19 protein-coding genes are annotated in these 20,606 nt (G+C 36.2%); 10 read left to right on the top strand and 9 right to left on the bottom strand.

Going from position 1 to position 20,606, the window contains the following annotated elements; translation table 11 throughout:
• The 5 genes from H4J52_RS11565 to H4J52_RS11545 form a co-directional block, all read right to left on the bottom strand.
• A complete protein-coding gene (locus H4J52_RS11565) occupies positions 1 to 1,251 on the bottom strand; it encodes a type II secretion system F family protein (protein WP_182177099.1) in 1,251 nt (416 codons plus the stop codon).
• Positions 1,252 to 1,325: 74 nt separating this feature from the next.
• On the bottom strand, positions 1,326 to 3,029 hold the full coding sequence (gene pilB / locus H4J52_RS11560) for a type IV-A pilus assembly ATPase PilB (RefSeq protein ID WP_182223632.1): 1,704 nt from the start codon (positions 3,027 to 3,029) through the stop codon (positions 1,326 to 1,328).
• A 193-nt stretch (positions 3,030 to 3,222) separates the two neighbouring features.
• Complete coding sequence (locus tag H4J52_RS11555) at positions 3,223 to 3,645, bottom strand: prepilin-type N-terminal cleavage/methylation domain-containing protein (RefSeq protein WP_182177097.1); 423 nt, start codon at positions 3,643 to 3,645, stop codon at positions 3,223 to 3,225.
• 159 nt (positions 3,646 to 3,804) lie between these two features.
• Entirely contained in the window at positions 3,805 to 4,683 is an 879-nt protein-coding gene (nadC, locus tag H4J52_RS11550; protein ID WP_404851832.1) for a carboxylating nicotinate-nucleotide diphosphorylase, read from the bottom strand.
• A gap of 89 nt (positions 4,684 to 4,772) precedes the next feature.
• Positions 4,773 to 5,291, bottom strand: coding sequence for a TIGR02281 family clan AA aspartic protease (locus H4J52_RS11545; RefSeq protein WP_182177095.1), 519 nt, complete (start codon positions 5,289 to 5,291; stop codon positions 4,773 to 4,775).
• A 91-nt stretch (positions 5,292 to 5,382) separates the two neighbouring features.
• On the opposite strand from H4J52_RS11545, the gene ampD reads away from it, so the two are divergent.
• Positions 5,383 to 5,928, top strand: coding sequence for a 1,6-anhydro-N-acetylmuramyl-L-alanine amidase AmpD (ampD, locus tag H4J52_RS11540; protein WP_182223684.1), 546 nt, complete (start codon positions 5,383 to 5,385; stop codon positions 5,926 to 5,928).
• A 58-nt stretch (positions 5,929 to 5,986) separates the two neighbouring features.
• Complete coding sequence (gene ampE / locus H4J52_RS11535) at positions 5,987 to 6,916, top strand: beta-lactamase regulator AmpE (protein ID WP_182177094.1); 930 nt, start codon at positions 5,987 to 5,989, stop codon at positions 6,914 to 6,916.
• A 59-nt stretch (positions 6,917 to 6,975) separates the two neighbouring features.
• Here ampE and H4J52_RS11530 read toward each other — a convergent pair whose 3' ends face one another.
• On the bottom strand, positions 6,976 to 8,910 hold the full coding sequence (locus H4J52_RS11530; RefSeq protein ID WP_182177093.1) for a DNA topoisomerase III: 1,935 nt from the start codon (positions 8,908 to 8,910) through the stop codon (positions 6,976 to 6,978).
• Positions 8,911 to 9,225: 315 nt separating this feature from the next.
• Positions 9,226 to 9,954, bottom strand: a complete 729-nt coding sequence (locus H4J52_RS11525; protein WP_182177092.1) for a cytochrome b/b6 domain-containing protein — start codon at positions 9,952 to 9,954, stop codon at positions 9,226 to 9,228.
• 324 nt (positions 9,955 to 10,278) lie between these two features.
• Between H4J52_RS11525 and H4J52_RS11520 the strand changes: the two genes are divergently transcribed.
• The 5 genes from H4J52_RS11520 to H4J52_RS11500 all read left to right on the top strand — a co-directional run bounded on the left by H4J52_RS11520 (position 10,279) and on the right by H4J52_RS11500 (position 17,026).
• Positions 10,279 to 10,506, top strand: coding sequence for a glutaredoxin family protein (locus H4J52_RS11520; RefSeq protein WP_182224741.1), 228 nt, complete (start codon positions 10,279 to 10,281; stop codon positions 10,504 to 10,506).
• 129 nt (positions 10,507 to 10,635) lie between these two features.
• Positions 10,636 to 12,528, top strand: coding sequence for a diguanylate cyclase (locus H4J52_RS11515; RefSeq protein WP_182177090.1), 1,893 nt, complete (start codon positions 10,636 to 10,638; stop codon positions 12,526 to 12,528).
• 16 nt (positions 12,529 to 12,544) lie between these two features.
• On the top strand, positions 12,545 to 13,681 hold the full coding sequence (locus H4J52_RS11510; protein ID WP_182177089.1) for a hypothetical protein: 1,137 nt from the start codon (positions 12,545 to 12,547) through the stop codon (positions 13,679 to 13,681).
• 18 nt (positions 13,682 to 13,699) lie between these two features.
• Positions 13,700 to 15,835: a 5-histidylcysteine sulfoxide synthase gene (gene ovoA / locus H4J52_RS11505; protein ID WP_182177088.1), complete on the top strand. Its 2,136-nt coding sequence runs from the start codon at positions 13,700 to 13,702 to the stop codon at positions 15,833 to 15,835.
• A complete protein-coding gene (locus tag H4J52_RS11500) occupies positions 15,836 to 17,026 on the top strand; it encodes a pyridoxal phosphate-dependent aminotransferase (RefSeq protein WP_182177087.1) in 1,191 nt (396 codons plus the stop codon). It abuts the gene before it with no gap.
• Between the two features lie 107 nt (positions 17,027 to 17,133).
• On the opposite strand, the gene H4J52_RS11495 is transcribed toward H4J52_RS11500, so the two are convergent.
• Entirely contained in the window at positions 17,134 to 17,769 is a 636-nt protein-coding gene (locus tag H4J52_RS11495) for a hemolysin III family protein (RefSeq protein ID WP_182177086.1), read from the bottom strand.
• 202 nt (positions 17,770 to 17,971) lie between these two features.
• On the bottom strand, positions 17,972 to 18,190 hold the full coding sequence (locus H4J52_RS11490) for an EF-hand domain-containing protein (protein ID WP_182177085.1): 219 nt from the start codon (positions 18,188 to 18,190) through the stop codon (positions 17,972 to 17,974).
• A 205-nt stretch (positions 18,191 to 18,395) separates the two neighbouring features.
• Between H4J52_RS11490 and H4J52_RS11485 the strand changes: the two genes are divergently transcribed.
• From H4J52_RS11485 to H4J52_RS11475, 3 genes are all read left to right on the top strand, one after another.
• Entirely contained in the window at positions 18,396 to 18,746 is a 351-nt protein-coding gene (locus H4J52_RS11485) for a RidA family protein (protein WP_182177084.1), read from the top strand.
• A 277-nt stretch (positions 18,747 to 19,023) separates the two neighbouring features.
• A complete protein-coding gene (locus H4J52_RS11480) occupies positions 19,024 to 20,160 on the top strand; it encodes a porin (RefSeq protein WP_182177083.1) in 1,137 nt (378 codons plus the stop codon).
• Positions 20,161 to 20,170: 10 nt separating this feature from the next.
• Entirely contained in the window at positions 20,171 to 20,587 is a 417-nt protein-coding gene (locus H4J52_RS11475; RefSeq protein WP_259367851.1) for a phosphate ABC transporter substrate-binding protein, read from the top strand.
• Positions 20,588 to 20,606: the final 19 nt, after the last annotated feature.

The raw sequence follows: 20,606 nt of genomic DNA, 5'->3' as shown, positions 1-20,606 counted from the left end.
TTAAACTATTTTACCGATCTCAAAAATAGGTAAATACATAGCGATAATTAATCCACCAATAACAACGCCGAGAACGGCCATTATCATCGGCTCTAATAAACTGGTTAGAGAGTCTACTGCATCATCGACTTGCTGTTCATAAATAGTTGCTACTTTTGATAGCATATCATCGACGGCGCCTGACTCTTCGCCAATGGCGACCATTTGTATGACCATGTCAGGAAAAATATTACAGTTACGCATTGCTAAGTTCATTTGCATACCTGACGATACTTCGGCACGAATGTCTAATATCGCATCACGAAATACTGCATTACCCGAAGCCCCTGCTGCAGACTCTAAGGCGTCAGGTAAAGGAACACCCGCTGCGAATGTGGTGGAAAGTGTTCTTGCGTAACGAGCAACCGCTGCTTTTTCGAGTAGCGAACCAATAACAGGAATTTTCAGTATTTTTCTATCAATACTATCTCTGAAACTCTGACTATTAAGGTGGGCTTTTTTAAAAAAGTAACTGCCTATAAATATTCCCGCTAAACCTAAATACCAATATGCTTGCATAAATTCAGATATCGCGATGACTAACATCGTGAAAGCGGGTAGTTCAGCCCCAAAACTGGCAAAAATATCTTGAAATACAGGCACAACAAAAATTAATAATATCGAGGTTACAATGAATGCTATTACTAAAACAGAGATAGGATAAGTCATTGCTTTTTTTATTTTAGATTTTAACGCTTCAGCTTTTTCTTTATAGGTGGCAATTCGATCATAAATGGCCTCAAGTGCCCCTGATTGCTCGCCAGAATTAACTAAATCACAATATAAGTCATCAAAATATTTAGGATGGTCGCGTAAACATTCAGATAAAGGAATACCAGATTGAAGTTTATTACTGATGTCTCCTAACAATCGTTGCATATTACCATTGCTATGACCTTTACCAATCATTTCAACCGTTTGAACTAAAGGAACACCAGCGCCCAGCATTGTTGCTATTTGTCGGGTAATAATGGCAATGTCAGCGGGTAATATTTTTTTATCATTGGCACTACCAAAAATTGATTTTGCCTTTTTCTTTACTTTACCAGGGGTGATACCTTGTTTGCGTAGCTGAGATTTTAATTCAATCATGCTTGCTGCGGGAAGCTCACCATTGACCTTTTTACCTTTGCGGTTCACACCCTGCCATATAAAAATATCAAGAGCTTTAGCTTGTGGTAATTTTCGTTTTTTAGCCCCTGAACTTGCCATTATATTGGTTACCCGTAAAAGTTAAATTGTTCATAATTTTAATACTAGTCAACTTCTATAAAAATAATAGTTGACTAAGCTGTAGTCACACGGTTTATTTCCGCCAAGCTCGTTATACCTTGACGTGCTTTTTCTAAGCCTGATTGCCGTAAGTTATTGTAACCTTCTTTTTGACACTGTTGAGCGATATCCATAGAATTACCACCTTCCATAATAATAGAAGACATTTTTTCACTGATTTTTATTACCTCATAAACACCAACACGACCTTTATAGCCCCCCGTACACTGATCGCAACCTACGGGTTTAAATAATTTTATTTCGCTAAGTTGTTCAGAGGTAAAACCTTGTTTTTCTAGTTCAGGTCTAGGTATAACATCCTCAACTTTACAGCGACTACATAAACGTCTTGCTAAACGCTGAGCAATAATAATACTGACCGAACTGGCCACGTTATATGAAGGAACGCCCATATTTAATAATCGAGTCAGGGTTTCTGATGCTGAATTTGTGTGCAACGTGGACAACACTAAGTGACCTGTTTGCGCGGCTTTAATGGCTATTTCAGCAGTTTCAAGATCTCGAATTTCCCCTACCATTACAATATCGGGATCTTGGCGAAGAAAAGAGCGGAGTGCATTAGGGAAAGTTAAGCCAGCGCGCACATTAATTTGTACTTGATTCACTCCATCTAAATTTATTTCTACCGGATCTTCTGCTGTTGATATATTACGCTCTGCGGTGTTAAGAATATTTAACCCCGTATAAAGAGAAACTGTTTTACCTGAACCTGTAGGTCCAGTGACTAATATCATACCTTGTGGTTGCTCTAAAGCGTCCATGTAAATTTGCTTTTGTGCCGGCTCATAGCCCAGCATTTCAATACCTAACATCGCACTTGAAGAGTCAAGTATACGCATTACAACTTTCTCACCCCACATTGTTGGTAAGGTTGAGACACGAAAATCAATCGATTTTTTCTTGGATAAGGCTAATTTTATCCGCCCATCTTGGGGGACTCGCCTTTCAGCGATATCGAGTTTTGACATTACTTTTAAACGGGCAGCCATACGAGAGGCAAGTGATACTGGTGGCTTTGCCATTTCAGTTAAAATGCCATCAACACGAAAGCGTATACGGTAAGATTTTTCGTAAGGTTCAAAGTGTAAGTCTGAAGCGCCTTTGCGAATTGCATCGAGTAATATTTTATTGATATAGACAACAATCGGTGCATCTTCCTTATCACCGGTAGCGCTATCATCTTCTTTGCGCTCTTCTTCAACATCTATTCCAGCCAATTCTGTAGCATCGATATCGGTAATATCTAAAGAGTCACTTTCTTCTTCAAGAATTTTATCAATAAAGACTTGTAAGTTTTGATCATTCGTTAACACTAATTCGGTAGGAAACCCGGTGTTAAATTGTATATCTTCTAAAGCATCTAGATTGGTTGGGTCAGACATCGCGACAAATAAAATTTTGCCACGTAAAAATAAGGGAAGAGCATTATGTTTACGGATTAATTTTTCGTTGCGAATACCATCGGGGATCATCGCCGTATCAAAAGCATTAAGGTCTATGATTGGATAACCAAAACTGCGTGCCAGTATGGTGGCGATACTATCCGCGTTTAAATTTTTGTCTTCAATAAGAAATCGTATGAAAGGTTTTGATTGCTGAAGGAATTCAGCACCAATACTATCGACCATATTCTTGTCGACAACATCATGCTTTAAAAGTGCAGTTAAAACACTTGATTGTTTATGATGACCTTTCATGGCAACCTTTTCGCGGTAGGAATAATATAATCTATTTACTCACAATGTTTATTGCAAGTATAGCTTAATTCATTTTGAGTTTTGTAAAATAAAGAGTTGAAAAAATTAGGCATAAAAAAAGCCCCTAATGTAGGAGCTTTTTTATGCAAACTAGTTAGTTATGTTAAGCAGCTAACAAGTTATCGCTATATTATTAACATAAACCTGCAGCGATACATGTTCCAGTTTTTGTCCACTCTACAGGAATACCAGCACTTGGCGTTAAAATATACGTCGCAGATCCTGCTGCAGCAGTAGCAGTCGCTGTTATAACACCATCAGTAGTTACCACAGATGCAACCTTATCTGTTGCTCCTGCTGCTACAACACCATTTGAGCCATCATCTAAATCGACAAGAGCCACACCTGTTTGTCTGCCAATTTCAACAGCAATTTTAGCAGGGCTTGTTGCTAATACAACCTCTGAAAATTTAGCTTTAAGCGTATAAGTTTGATAAGCAGGTAGTGCAACAGCGGCTAAAATACCGATAATCGCAACAACGATCATTAATTCGATAAGGGTAAAACCCTTTGCTTTGTTTACAGATTTAGTATTTAAAAATTTTACGTTTTTCATAATAGGTATTTCCATACTTAATTACGGGGGCTGGATTCATCTTGCGACAAAAATCAGGAAATGTAAAATTTTGTGACACTTTTTTTGTCTTTATTTTTTTAAAAGTTAAAAGTTGTTAGTTATTAACGACTTTTTAACTTAGTTTATTCTTATTAATGACTAAACGAATCGCATAGACAGGTCGATAGCGGTAACATGTTTAGTCAACGCGCCAACTGATATAAAATCCACACCTGATTTTGCGTAGCTTTTTAATGTTTCAATGGTCATGTTGCCAGAAACTTCTAATTTGGTCTTCCCTTGAGATATTTTAGCGGTCGCTTCTACCGCTTGTTCAATCATCTCATGACTAAAGTTATCAAGCATAATAATATCGCTGCCAGCATTTAGCGCTTGGTTGAGTTCGTCTATACTTTCAACTTCGACTTCAACAGTTATGTTTGGATGATTTTTTCGAGCGGTTTGAATAGACTTTTCAATACCACCACACGCAGCAATATGATTCTCTTTAATTAAGAAAGCATCGAATAAACCAATACGGTGATTAACACCGCCACCACATTTAACCGCATATTTTTGCGCGCTACGTAAACCTGGGATCGTTTTACGGGTATCAAGCAATTTCGTATTTGTGTTTGACAACTCTTTAACATAAGTACTGGTTAATGTTGCCGTACCAGAAAGCGACTGTAAAAAATTTAAAGCGCTACGTTCGCCGGTAAGCAGAATGCGTGCGTTACCCGACAATTCAAATAAGGTGGTATTGGCCTTAACACTCTCGCCATCGTTAACAAACCAAGTGATATGAGTTTGAGTACGATAAATAGCATCGAGTTGTGCAAAAACTTCATTTACCCAAGCAACACCACAAACGATACAATTTTCGCGGGTAATGATATTAGCAACCGCGATATTTTGAGCAGGAATGAGTTCAGCCGTAATGTCTTGGCTATTTTTTAATGCATCAGCGTTATCAACGCCCAAGTCTTCACATAATGCCCACGTTACTGTTTTTTGAATATCATGTTGTAGTTGCACACAAAGCATTGAATTTTATTCTCTTGTTTGTAAGTAATTAAGTCAGTTTTCAGTTGGTTGCTAATAGCGAGTAGATCTTCGTTGGTAAGTTATCGTTCACGTAAAATAAGTTGCTTACCTACTTGACTGAATTCTACCCTTTTTAGTGCGCTCATGCCCAATAGAATTTGATTTGATTGCATACTGGGGTTGATGTGGGCGGCTACATCATACAAATAGATATTACCAATACTCAGTTGTTGTAATTTTGTTTGATAAACAGTAGTCGTGCCATTTGCCGTGTTAACGCGTGATGAACCATAACCCTTTAACTGTAATTCTTCGGCAATGCGCGCAGGAATTGACACTTGGGTTGCTCCGGTATCAAGTAAAAAAACTACCGGCAATTCATTGATTTCACCATGAACGACATAATGCCCTTGGCGGTCTTGCTGCAGTGTTACTTCAGCTTTACCTTGACTATTTAAATTCATTTTAGGGTCTTTATTTGGATCCCATTGCTTATCAAGTACATCTTGAAAAAAAAATACCAATAATGCTAAGGCAAATAACCAAGCTAGCCAAATAAATATTTTTCCCATTTTGTTTGTCGGATCAAATTCAGTCATACTCTACACACAGATCTTGAAAATCAAATAGTAACGCCATTGTATGACGAAAGACTTTAAAAATAAATTAGCAATAAAGCATAAATGCAATATGCCCATCAGTTTTGGCTGGCTTGTTAATGAAGAGCAGCAAAAATCGCCACATTTTAGCGTGCGAGAGAAAACCGATACAGTAAACTTGTTGGTTGTCCACAATATATCACTACCGCCAAAGCAATTTGGCGGCGGATATATTACTGACTTTTTTTTAGGGAAGTTAGATGTAAAAGCTCATCCGTATTTTGATGAAATTGCTCAATTAAAAGTATCAGCCCATTGTTTGATCACCAGAGAGGGGCAAATTATTCAATATGTTTCATTCGCCGATAAAGCTTGGCATGCTGGTGTATCTTCATATCAAGGACGAGACAAATGTAATGATTTTTCTATTGGTATTGAATTAGAAGGGACTGATGATATTTCTTACACAGCTGCACAATATTATTCGTTGGCACAATTAACCCAAACGCTTCAGCAAAATTACCCGAGTATTAAAAATAATATAGCAGGGCATAGTGACATTGCTCCTGGGAGAAAAACAGATCCCGGCAATGCTTTTAATTGGCAGTATTTTCATCATTGTTTAAAGTCTAGTTAATTCAATAGCAAAAGGTATATACTCATTTAAAAAGAGTATTAAAAATTAGGAAAATTTTATGAGTCTTATTAGCTTACTTATTGCATTGGCTGCTGAACGTTATTTGTCGACAACATCATGGCAGTTTAAAACTTATTTTCATGCTTATGTTGGTCTATTTAAACGCTCTAAACTAATGCATTTAGCGAAGCAGTCAATTGTGTCTCAATTGATTTTTATTGCCATACCTGTAATTGCTTGCGATTTATTACTCGAACTTGTTGATGATGGCTTACTTTATCTGGTCTTTTCAACTCTCATCTTAATTGTTTGTTTTGGTTGTGTTAAAACTCGACAGTGCTATAAAGATTACTTATTGTCAGCTTTTCGAGGTGAACCGACAACCTGTGGATTACACCATAGGCAACTGCAACAAGATACCAGCAGTGCGCCAATGAGTTTTGGTCAACTATTGGTGTGGTTAAACTACCGATACTTTATCGCTATTATGATTTTCTTTGTTGTTTTTGGACCGGCAGGCGCACTATTTTATCGTTTATTGGTTACCATGAATGAATCGCCTGAAATATTCGAAAACGTGACGAAAGAAGAGAGTGTAGATACTGAAAGTGATGAAGCTGATATTAATGTAAATGTCGAAAGTAAAGCCGAAGCTACACCAATAGATTTTATTGAAAAAAATAAAACGCCATTATTAAAAGATATATTATTTTGGGTGGATTGGTTACCGGTTCGCCTTGTGGCTTTTGGTTACATGCTAGTAGGACACTTCTCTAAAGCAATAGCAGTATGGCTAGAAAACTTTTTTGATATCAATAAACAACCTAATCAAATACTGATCAGTGTGGCGCAAAAATCTGAAGACTTTATGGTCGACGCTGATGATTGTACTGCCGAGCCTTGTTTATTAGTGAGATTAGCAAAGCGTACGCTATTGTTATGTTTGGCCGTGATTTCGGTACTAATATTAACGGGTATTCTTAATTAGCCACCCTCTTTATACTTTCACAGGAGCTTTGCTGTGAAAGTATAAATATAGTAGAGAAATTATCCTGCCTTTTTAAAGCGAGGTTTCCTTTTAGTTTTGCGTTTAAAAGGTACCTTTGGCAGTTGATCAAAAGATTGCTGCCCAGCTTCAGCCACCATACTCTTTAACGTTGCTGTTAACGGCATAATAAAATTTTGATAGTTACTTTTTCGTTCACTAATATCAGTAAGTGTTGCTTCCCATTGTGCGGTCATATCTGGTGTTGTAGCCATTTTAGGTAAAGCGTTTATTAGTGATGTGCCAATATCTGTAGCCGTTATATTCTTTCCTATACGCTGTAAAAAACCGCGTTTAAAAAGTAAATCAATAATACCCGCTCGAGTCGCTTCTGTTCCTAAGCCATCAGTATCTTTAAGAATTTTTTTAATTTCTGTATTTTGAACGAAACGAGCAATACCTGTCATCGCACTGAGTAGTGTTGCATCGTTGTAAGCTTTTGGTGCTTGTGTCACCTTCTCTGCAATTAAACCTTGTTCACAATGTAGAGTTTCACCCTTATTTAATTTAGGTAAAAGTTGTTCTGAATATACGTCTTGTTCGCTATTAGACGACAGGTTGTTTTTTGTTTTGCTTGATTGGAACATTACTTTCCAACCTAGTTGCTGTGGTACCTTTGCATTTACTGTGAATTTTCCTTGGGCTATATCAAGTTCTACTTGCGTTTGTTGGTAGCAATAAGGAGGATAAAACTGTGCAAGATATTGGCGAACAATTAACTGATAAATGTTTATTTCAAAAGAATTAAGTGCAATATTATTGGTTGACTTTTCTGTTGGAATAATGGCGTGGTGAGCACTTACTTTACTGTTATTCCAAGCCTTACTTTGAATGTTACAGTCAGCACCTTTAGCAAATTCCGCGTATTTGTTTTTTGAGTCAGCTAATATTTTAATAATAGAGCTCGCTTGCTGATGATGTTCGACGGGTAAGTATCTAGAGTCGGATCTCGGATAGGTAATCAATTTATGTTTTTCATACAAGGCCTGACAAACATCAAGTACTAGCTTTGCGTTCATAGAAAACTGTTTGGCGGCATCAATTTGTAATGAAGACAAATTATAGGGAAGTGCGGCAAATTGTTTTTTATCTTGTTCGGTGACTAAGGTCACCTTTGCGGGTTTTTCTGCGATACGGCCAACCACGTTTTCTGCGAGTGCTTTGTTAATAATTTTTTTATTGTCATCCATGTAGGGTGCACAAGCATCACTAGGCTGCCATTTAGCGATGAATTTCTCACCGGCAGGTGTAATTATATCTGCATAAACATCGAAATAATCATGAGGAATAAAGTGTGCTATTTGACGATCTTTTTCTACGACTAAACCTAGCAGTGGTGTTTGTACTCGACCCACTGAAAGTACACCATTAAAACCTGCTTTTTGTCCTTGTAAGGTATAAGCCCGAGTCAGATTTATACCGTATAACCAATCAGCTCGAGAACGAGCCAGTGCTGAAATAGATAAAGGCATGAAATCTTGGTTACTTTTTAATGCGTTGAGCGACCTTTTTACAGCAGGTAAGTTTAAGTCGCTGATTAATAAGCGTTTAACTTGCTGTTTTTTAGTTTTAGAGACCTTTAAAAAATCAATAACTTCATCAACCAGTAATTGACCTTCTCTGTCGGGATCGCCAGCATGAATAATTTCGCTTGCACTCTTAACCAACTTACGTAGTACGGAAAGTTGTGAACGTGTTTGTGCTTTTGGCGTTAACTGCCATTGCTCAGGAATAATAGGTAAGTGATCCATTCGCCATTTCTTAAAGTCATCGTTATAAACTTCGGGATCTGCTTGCTCAAGGATATGACCAATACACCAGCTGACCACGTCACCATTGCCAAGCTCAATATAGCCTTTTTGACTTTTGTGAGGTTTGGGTAGGGCTGCGGCAATTGCGCGTCCTAAGCTTGGTTTTTCGGCGATATATAGTTTCAATAGATTTTCCATGGGTCAACACTGTCCACTAAAATAAGCTTAGCACAATAACTGGTTTTTTATACAGCGTTTGTTTTATTCTTTAACCGTGTATTACCTTTTAGAGAGATACTGTCCTTAAAACTTGAGGAGTATGCTAATGATGCAGAGACAATTTAATAACAATTGTAGCAGTGATCATAGTGCTTATTTGATGGCGCTCGTCAGTGGTATGGCAGCTTATTTTTATGAGTGAAATCAACATCATTAATATGTTATGCCTATTGCACCTAATGGCTAAATTTGAGCTTCGCTATTTAGCGAAGCTCAAGGAGATCATTTATCTTTTGGTAAATACTTATAACCATGGATCATTGCAGAAACAATAGAATGTTTCTCACGTCGCTCAGCAAAGAATACGGCTAAAATATGTAGTGGGATCAAGAGCAATAAAATGTAAAAACTATAAACGTGTGCCGTTATAAATGGTTTTCTAAAGCTACGCATTTCTTTGTACGCATTAGCATCAATATTTTCTTTACTGTAAGGTTTAATTAATGTCATCTGGCTTTTATCTTGAGCAATACTGCTAGCAAAATATTGGCCAAACGGCGGGTAATAAATATCGGTACCAGCAATGACTAAACCAGAAAACATTTGCACAGACAAGCTTATCATGAATGCACCAACCATCAGTTTTCCAAGTGGACTATGACCTTTAAAGATTTTATTTTTATCATGCTTAAAATCAGCGAGCTCTTTCTTAAATACGTTACTAAAAGGCAGTGTTTGCCCCCAACGTTCAAAGCCTTTACCCACAAAACCTAGGATAATTCTAAAAATTAAATTTGCTGAAAAAATGTAACCAATCCAAACATGAATTGTTTTCAGGAGGACTTTACCTTCAGTAGAAACGCCTAAATCTTTACTAAAATAAATAATAGTGCCAATAACAATAAGCAGTAATACTGACAAGACATTTAACCAATGAAATAAGCGAATTTTTCTACTCCAAACAAACGTTTTTATTAAAGGTGAACTCTTGTTTATTTGGTTTACTTCCATGTCTATTACTCTTTCTATTGGTTAACGTTTTACCGGTACTTTTATCATAACTGAAAGATTTATAACTCGCTAATGATAAGTGGCCACTCCCCCTATTATTGGTGGTACGATAATTAAAGTGTCTGTAATACTTACCCCTTTATAAAGAGAATGGGGTATGACGAACAAGTAAAACTACCTGAGCATTAATTGTGAGTGTTTTTTTTAAGGTCAATTGATGTAAACTTGCAAGTACAGTAGTCAAAAAACGTATCAAGAGTATGCTTTCAAAAATCGTGTTATTGATAATAACCCTTTGCATCAACCATAAAGGAATTTAACCTCGTGAAAAAAATTGTTTTATATAGTATGAGCAACTGTCCGCATTGTGTTGTGGCGAAAACGTACTTTGAAAAAAATAACATTTCATATCGTTTATGTAATGTAAAAACGGCGGCGGGACAAAAAGAGTTTCGCCGAGCAAACTTTAGATCTGTGCCAGTAATAAAGGTTGGCGAGCAATACCTGCAAGGTTTCAAATTAAGCGATTTTAACAAACTCTACAATGATTAATTTGCAGCGTTATCGTTTACTATATTAATGCTCATGCAAATAAATTGCTTTAACTCGTTTTAAAAAAATGGTTATGCTAAAGTTAAATTATGTAACAGATATAAAAATATCATTGATCACGGATGTGTCATGAAGTTTGATTGTTGTCGATTTCTTTCGTTTGCCTTTATTATGTTTGCCTCTCTATGTGGTCAATCGCTGGCAGATAACAATAGGTTATCAGTAGCCCAAGTCGATGTGCCATTTAGCCAGCTAGACATGGATGATGAAATACGCCGACGGCCTTTGCAGACATATCAAAAATTATTAGCCTTAGAAAATGTTTTTTCTGATATGCCTAAGTTACACCAAATTTGGTGGTTATTACGCAAGGCGCAAGCAGAAAATTTACTTTACTTCTATAAAGATTTTAATCAAACGGTTACCCAAGCCATTGCACTTATTGATGCTAATACACCACTCAAAATTCAAAGTAGTCTTTATATTTACCAAGGTCTTATTTATCGCCGAGATGCGCAGTATGCTAATTCTGTACTTATTCTTCGTAAAGCGATGACTATAGCTAAGAAAAGCAACTTAACCTATCTATTCATTATTGCTAAGCAAGAGCTTGCTTATACAAAAAGTATCACTGAACTTTATGAGTTGTCGTTAAATGAAATGCAGGAAGCTTATTTGGAAGCTTATGCATTAAAAGAATATTTTCTGATTGCCGTCATCAATGAAACTTACGGTGCTATTTATGGTTATTTAGATGATTATGAAAAGTCGATTGAATATTATCAAAAAGCGCTAAATACTTATGAACGTTTAAATTATCCCGCACATGTATCAGAGGCTATTTATGGTATCGCTGCAACTTATCGTTACTGGCAAAAATATGATCAAGCGATTCAGTATTTTGAGCTTTATCAAAAAAAAATTGCTTATACTCCTAATACCGAGATTTCTTTTTTCTCTGCCTATGGTTTAGGCATGACACTTGCTGAAAAAGGCGATTGTTTACAAGCCATCACTGTTATTAATCGCGCATTAACACTCAATGGATTAATTGACTATAACGCTGAGCTATACAAGCAACAAGTTCATTGTTTTATTCAATTAGGTAAACTGGAACAAGCTCAAGCATCGTTGACTAAAGCTGAAAATATATTTATGTCGTTGCCTGAATTGGTAGGAACTAAATGGCAACTTGAAGTAATAAAGCTTGGCTCAGAGCTTGCTCATGCAAGAAATAATGACAGTGAAGCGTTTCAATTATCTCGACAGTATTATCAACAATATAACAAATTACTGGTGAAAAATTCTAGCATGCGCTTAACGAGCGCTCGTGCAGCAATGGAAAACGAGCGAATGTACATTGAAAATGCACTGACTCAACAACGAGAAAAAGTTTCTATGTTAGAAAATGAGTCACTTAATCAACAAAAACAACAGAATATTTATTTATTGATATTTATTCTATGTGGCGGTGTAATTGTTATTACGGTGATAACCATTCAATATAAAAATAATAAAAAAATGTATGCTATATCCATTAAAGACCCTTTATCAAATTTATATAACCGTCGCTATATTTTCGAATATTTATCAAATTACTGTAAAGATGTTTTTGTTGAAAAAACAAAATTATCGGTTATTTTGTTTGATATTGATGACTTTAAAAGTGTCAATGATAAATTTGGCCACCCGGTTGGCGATTCAGTTATTAAAAAATTAGCTGATCTTTGCCATGATGTGTTTCGTACTGAAGATGTCATTGGTCGTATTGGGGGAGAAGAGTTTTTATGTATTCTACCACGGACTGATGAAAAGCAATGTAAAGTAATTGCTGAACGACTTTTGAAAAAAATTAGACAGCAAGTTTTTACAGAAAATCTAGGGTTGCAAATTACGGTGAGTATCGGTATTGCTTCCTTGTCCCCAATTAGCCCTACGAGCGAAGCATTATACCTACATGCCGATGCTGCCCTTTATCAGGCAAAGCATAACGGTAAAAACAATGTGGTTATATATCAATAGAAAGCCATTACCTCTTATGAATAATACAACACCATTAACTGTTCAAGCTATTCTCTTATTACAAAGTTATATAAAACAGCTTGGTTTTACCCCCGTAATTCATTTTGAATTAGAAGGTTGTTATCAATTCGACAGTAAAATAGAAAAATTCTCATTGGACTACCAAAGAATTAATCGCCAGTTAGTTCGTGCAGGAATTGATGGCGAATTAGTGCCTGAGTATTGGAATAGTCAGTGGGAGTATGTTTCTTTATTTAACGGCCAGTCACCTTTAAAAGAAGCGGATAATTTAAGCCAAGCAATAAAGTTTTTACCGCGACTATTTGCTGAACAAGGTATCAGTACAACATTAATTAAACCGGTTGTATGGTCTGGGGACAAAGGTAAGTTAGCCAGTGGTAGCGGCGATATATTCACCACTGAAACACGTGCTGTACACATTCCTAATGCAGTACAAATGAATATTAGTGCACTTGATAGCGAAGGTAAAAACATTATTGTTGAACGCGGGTTTGGTGAGTATTTGCAGCAATGTTTTCTTGATACGAGTTTAAACTGTTGTTTAATATATTTACCTGAAGAAGAAGCTTTTGAGCGTTTAGCATTAAAAAGTAAATATGGCTTAGCGGCTGAGTTATGTTCACCTATCGATATTTCAGGTGGGCACCAGGGCAGTATTGCTTTGTACAAAGAAGTAGGAAAACATAATCAGGCTATGGGCGAAGAACCCTTACTTTATGATCATAATAATAAAGTCTTAGTTAAGCAGCACAATTGGCAAAAAACCGCGCGTATCGAACATAGGATTGGCGCTTCAAGTCTGCAATATAATGCTTATTTTAATATTATTTATTCTTTATTGAACTTAATTGATGCACTTGAAGTATATAACACTGATAACTGCAGAAGATTGCTCCGTAAAGAAGTTCATCAGCAAAATTTACCTTCATCATTGCATGATAATACTTTGACAAAATGCGTAGGTGCAATATCCTTATTTGATAATGATCACTGGTTTAGTGAACGTTTAAATAAGATATTTACTCGTTCATGTGGTGAACAGATGTCAGAGCAGTTATTATTAGGTGATAAAATAAAGCAAATGATTTTAGCGCCATACCAACAGAAACTTATTCTCACTCATACATTATAATTAATTTAAAAATAAAATATGACTCTTATTAATAATCAAAATATTACCCCTCAGCTTAATGGTTTATCTATAGATGATAAGCGCGCAGAGCTGAAAAGTTACTTTCATAATACATGGACGACCTACGAGTCGTTATTTGCTTTAATCAATAACGACCAAGCATACTATTTGCGGCCTGAGACATTACGCCACCCCCTTATTTTTTATTTTGGCCATACGGCTACCTTCTTTATTAATAAATTACTCTTGGGTAAATACATTAATAAGCGCGTTAATACCAAGTTAGAAGCCGTTTGCGCTGTTGGTGTTGATGAAATGAGCTGGGATGATCTTAACAGTGAGCATTACGACTGGCCTAATGTTGATGAAGTAAGAGAATACCGCCAGCAAGTTTTCGCTTTGGTTAATAACCTCATTGATACGATGGAACTAAGTTTACCCATTAAACAAGACTCATTAGCTTGGGTAATACTGATGGGCTGTGAGCATGAACGCATACATCTAGAAACATCATCGGTGATCATGCGTATGCTGCCATTAAATTGCTTAACACCGCCAACGGAGACAGCTAGCCAATGGGCAAGCTGTACTCATTATTCTGCGGCACCTAATAATGAATTATTAGCGGTTGCTGAACAATCTGTTATTTTAGGTAAAAAATTAAGTGATGAAACTTATGGCTGGGATAACGAATATGGTGAATTATCAGTTGATGTTAGTGCGTTTTCAGCCTCTAAATATTTAGTTTCTAATCAAGAGTTTTTAGTTTTTATCGACGCAGGTGGTTATAAAAAACCTCATTATTGGACTGAGGAAGGTCAAAAATGGTTAAGCTTTACTAAAGCTGAGATGCCACGTTTTTGGCGCAATAACAGTGGAGAATACTTGCAACGTAATTTACTTAACGAGATTCCTTTACCTTTAAATTGGCCTGCAGAAGTTAACTACTTAGAAGCAAAAGCTTTTTGCCAGTGGAAAAGTGAGCAAACAACGTTAAACATTGCTATGCCTACCGAAGCTCAGTGGCATTGCTTACGAGAAGGTACCAGTGATAATCAAGGGAATGAGCAAGCCCCATCAGGGAATATCAACTTAGCCCACTATGCTTCGTCATGCCCTGTTGATGAGTTTTCAGCCGGAAAGTTTTATGATGTTACGGGTAATGTTTGGCAATGGAGTGAGTCTGCAATTGATGGTTATGAGGGATTTAAAGTTCATCCACTTTATGACGATTTCTCTACACCCACTTTTGATGGAAAACATAACCTAATTAAAGGTGGGTCATGGATCTCAACAGGCAACGAGACTATTCAATCGTCTCGTTATGCTTTTAGACGTCATTTTACTCAGCATGCGGGTTTTCGTTACGTTGAAAACACTGACGGTAAAATACCATTAACACCGGTTAATTGTTATGAAACTGATATTGAAGTATGTCAGCAACTTGAAAGCCATTACGGTGAAGAACATTTAAGTATTGCTAATTACTCACAACAAGTGGGTCAATTGCTATTAAGCAAAGTCAAAGAACTGGCGACTAATACCAACAAATTATTGCATGTAGGCTGTAGTGTTGGCCGCACTGCTTTTGAGTTATCTGAACACTTCCAGCATATTGACGCCGTAGATTTTTCTGCCCGTTATATTCAATACGGTGTGCAACTTCAACAACAAAAAACACTCCGTTACACTAACGTTATTTCAGGTGATATACAGAGTTTTCATGAAGTGTCACTTAAGACGTTAGCGTTGGAAGGCTTTGCTGAAAATATTTTATTTAGCCAAGGTGATGCCAGTAATTTAAAGCCGATGTTTAATGGCTATGATGCTATTTTAGTGGAACATGCTTTAGAAAAAAGTTATCAGCCTAAACAGTTGTTAGCCACACTATCACAGCGATTGAATGAGCAAGGTTTATTGTTTGTATTAACAGATCATCAGTACACAACGCAATATACTGAAAAAGAAAGTTGGTTAGGCGGACTGAAAGTCAATGGTGAAAATGTTATTGGTTTTGATGGCTTACAAGAAAAGCTAGCGGAAGATTTTTGCTTTTTAGGTGCACAGCCCTTAACGAGAGTGATTAAGAAAAACCAATGTACTTATACGGTGACAACCACGGAAATGTCAGTTTGGCAGCGTAAAAAGTCGTAAATGATGAAGAACCTTTTACCGGCACATATTGCTTTTGGTCAACGCCTAGCGAGCAATCAAAAAGTGACTGTAGAACACAATTTGAGCAACTCTTGTGGGCAAAGTTTATCTGTTGCCCAGCTTTGTCTTTTAGGTGAAACTAGCCTCGAAGTATTGCTGGGTGATCAGGCGTTATCTTATGCGTCGATAAATGGAAGCCACCGTTTACGATCACTTATTGCTGCTTTTCATCAAGATTATAATCATCATCAAGCGGAACTCTCGGCTGACAATGTTTTAACCTTTTGTGGTGCCCAAGAAGCGTTGTCTGCTATTTATCAAACAGTACTGCTTGAAGATGAAATAACAAACTGTAATAGTGTTGAGCAACAATCAGCCATTGAAATTGTGGTGATCACACCGTGTTATCCCTCTTTAGTCACAATGGCAGAGCAGATGGGAATAACTGTCAGGTGCCTAACGGTTGACTTTCAACAAAGCTGGCAGATTAATCAGCAAGAACTTTTAGCCTTAGTAAACGAAAAGACTCGATTAATTGTCCTCAATTCACCACATAATCCAACCGGTAGCGTAATAGAGACTAAATTCGCTGAGCAAATTTTAGCGATAGCAAAGCAATTCAATTGCTACCTTTTAGCTGACGATGTATCCCAAGCGAGTAACTATAATAATATTGACTTATCCCATCGCTATTTAGATTATGATCGCGCTATTGTTGTGTCGGTGTTATCAAAGAGCTTTGGCTTGGCGGGTCTTCGTATCGGCTGGGCAATATCTCAAAGTAAGTCTTTTTTGAAAAAACTCTTAGCAGTAAAAGCACAAGGGTCGATCTGCACCTCTATTGTAGATGAAAAATTGGCAGAAATTGCTCTGGAAAACTATCAAAAAATAATTATAAAAAATAATGCTATTATCAAAAAAAATATTACTTTATTTCAGTTGTTTATCGAAAAAAACAATGCATATTTTAGTTGGCATCCTCCGCAAGCAGGTTTACTGACATTAGTTAAATGTCATACCGAAATACCGATACTTAACTGGGCTGAAATACTTGCCGAGCAAACAGGAATATTCGTTTATCCAGCCTGTTTATTTGGGCTATCAGGGTCTTATTTTCGTTTAGGACTTGGCGGGGAAAACTTTCCTGTGATATTACAGTCATTACAACGCTTTGTTGATAAACCGGTATAGTCAACTTTACGTTGGTGTTACGTAAAAATTCATTCATTGTATATATTTGATCAATTATCTACTTTTATAATCAATAGTTATGGGCGAACAGCAACTCGTCTTTGTGCTTACAGGTATAAGTAGATCATAAAAAAATGACAAATAGCGCCCCCTAGTACGAACAGGTGCCAAATAGCATGATTGAAGTGAATCCGCTTTTGCACATAAAAAATAACGCCTAAACAATAAATAGCCCCACCTAATGCCAGCAGTGTTAACCCTTCGCTTGATAGTTTTTCATTCAACTGTTCAATAATTGTTATTGATATGAGTCCCATACCTAAATAGGTGATCAAGGATGTTTTTTTAAAACGGTGGCCAAACTTTAGTTTAAAGAACACACCCAGTATGGCTAAAGTCCAGATAATCATTAACATAATCATCCCAAGTTGATCATTCAATGAAATTAACATTAATGGAGTATAAGTGCCGGCTATTAATAAGTAGATAGCACAATGGTCAAGTAATTTAAAAAGCTTTTTCTTATGAATATCTTGAAAAGAGTGATAAAAAGTTGAGGCGCTAAACAATAAAATTAAACTGGCACCATATACAGAGAAACTAATTATTTTTATTAAACTATTGTCGACAATAGCGGCGGTTAATAGCATGTAGCAGGCAATAATAGACAATATGGCACCTAGTGCGTGAGTCAACGTATTGGCGATTTCTTCATTCTTACTGTAACTTGCTTGGCTTGTCATTTATTATCCTGTTATGTTTTTTTGCTTTTCAGTGCACACGTGTACACTGAAATAATAACATAAAAAATAGTTGAAACAAGAGGTCAGACCAAGGAGTTTTTGATATAAAAAAAGAGCTTGGGTAAGCTCTTGATTAGACAAAATAATTATTTTATTTTTCAGAATAAATTTTTAGTTCATCATAAATTTTTAATGATAGGCATTACAACGCTAATTCAATAACCATCGCTTTGAGTTCTTCTTTAGAAATAGAGTTGTTATGATTGACATCAAATTTGTTAAAAATGCTCTCACACATACGAAGGCCTTTATCTTGTAAAAGGCATTCAATCAGTTCAACAAACTCACTACGACTAATCGCGCCATCTTTGTCTTCATCGAAAACTTCAAATAATTCATCAACCCACTGATTAATGTTCATCAGTATTCCTTTTTAATAAGTATTACATCTATTAAAGACTTTATCTTTAATTACCCTGTTTGTGAATGTTTAATTGCAAGATTCAACGAATAAGAGTTATTTGAATATTCATCGGTGAAAGTTTATTCATGATATCTGTATCGAAGCTACATTCTGCTGTAGGTAGAGTATATACTTTAACAAAATCAATAATTACTGAATAAAAATGACTATTATCAGACAAGAAACAAAAACAAGAATGAGCCGTATTGTTAAACATAACGGTGTCATTTATTTATGCGGGCAAGTTTGCAAAGATGCGAGCTTTGGCATTGAAGAACAAACACATTCAATGTTAGAGAAGGTTGATGAATTACTAGAGCAAGCAGGTAGTGATAAAAAGCATATTTTATCGGCAACAATTTACATAAAAGATATGAGTGACTTTTCAAAAATGAATAACATTTGGGATAACTGGATCCCCGAGGGTTTTGCTCCGGCAAGAGCTTGTGTCGAAGCTGGTATGGCACGAAATGCATTACTCATTGAAATATCGGTAATCGCTGCAGAGATATAATCAGTATTTAAATGTTCAGTTAACTTAACATATTTTATACATACGTATGAAATATGTTGATTTTAACGACATATGCCTCAATTTAAAAAGTTATTTTTACTCAAAAGTGGCTGGTATTTTATTTTTTTCTTTATCTGTTATCCTTTTGCTTTTCTTGTATGACACTTTTATAATATTCATCTATACTTCATTGGGTTAGCTTTTATTAAAGCAACTTTATTTTAACAATACAGTAAGAACATAAGAACATAAGAACATAAACTCTAAGGTGAATAATATGAAAAGTAAAATAGCGGTACTAGCGATTGCTAGTAGCTTTATTTCCTATACGGCTCAAGCAGATATCAATTTAAGTGGCTTCGCTTCAATAACAGGTGGTATCACTACATCGAGTGATGAAAAACTGTATGGCTTTAATGATACTTTTGACTTTAAAAATGGTTCATTACTGGCAATTCAAGCATCAAGTAATATAGGTGAAGGTCTTGATATTACTGCACAAATTGTTTCTCGCGGTGATAATGATTGGGATACTGAATTTGAATGGGCCTACGTTAGCTATAACGTAAACGATAACTTTAGGGTTTTGGCTGGGCGTCAACGAGCACCTTTCTTTATGTACTCAGACTTTTTAGATGTTTCGTATGCTTATCCGTGGATAACACCACCAAAAGGTGTTTACGATTTAATTTTTAATACCTTTGACGGTCTTAGCGGTATATACAGTAGTACTCTTGGAGAATTTGATACGACTTACCATTTTATTGCGGGTAATAACTCCGATGAAATCGAAGTCTTTGGTGAAAAAACAAAGCCTAGCATGGATAATATCTTAGGTGGCGCTGCTACCTTTAACAGAGATTGGTTAACCTTAAGAGCGGCTTATTTTAATGCTGATGTATCAATACCTTTAACTGAATTAGATGGACTTGCTAAGCTTTGGAGTGAAAATGGTTACCCAACCTTTGCAGGCAATACTAGTATTTTTGAAGACAAAGCAACGTTCACTGAACTTGGCTTTCAAATTGACTATGAAGGCATCTTAGTTGTTGGCGAATATACAACGCTTAAAATAGATAATACGATATTAGGTGAAGAAGAGTCTTATTATGTGATGCTAGGTAAGCGCTTTGATAATTACTTAGTACACATTACTTACGGTGTTGATGAAGACACTGCGGCGAACGATTTTACTAGCGTTATACCGTCAGGAACTCCTCTTGACGCTTTAAAATTGCCAACACAAAAGACTATAACTGATCAAAAAAATGACTCAAGCTATGTTACTGTTGGTTTACGTTGGGATTTTCATAGCTCAGCGTCATTAAAGTTTGAATATACCGGTTTTAATGATGACCTTAATGGTGTCAATGATGCTGGTTTATTCCGCACTTCACTTGTTACTGTTTTTTAGGGGATTGATGATGAAATATATAAAAGTCACTGCGATCTTACTTTCAATAGGCTTTAGTTTAACGGCTTCTGCCGATATTGCTGTTATTGTTAACCCGGCTAATTCTAGTGCGCTGACCGACAGAGACATCTCTCGGATTTTTTTAGGTAAAAATAAGAAATTTGCTAACGGTGCTTCTGTTATGGCAGCAAATTTAAAGGATGAAAGTGCGGCTCGAGAAGAGTTTGAAAGTAAAGTGTTGAAAAAGACTAGCTACCAAGTTAAATCTTATTGGGCTAAGCAAATTTTCTCTGGTAAGGCCAAACCTTTAGCAGAATTTGACAACGATGCTGAGGTTTTAAGTTTTGTTGCGGCTAACCCTGATGCCATTGGTTATATTGATGCTGCTAAAGTTAGTGATAAAGTTAAAGTGATTAAAACCTTTTAAATAACTCTGGTATTATAAA

This window comes from Colwellia sp. MB02u-14, from assembly GCF_014076915.1.
GTDB lineage: Bacteria > Pseudomonadota > Gammaproteobacteria > Enterobacterales > Alteromonadaceae > Colwellia_A.
The sequence above is the reverse complement of the archived record's forward strand: the minus strand, read 5'-3'. Positions and strand labels throughout refer to the sequence as shown.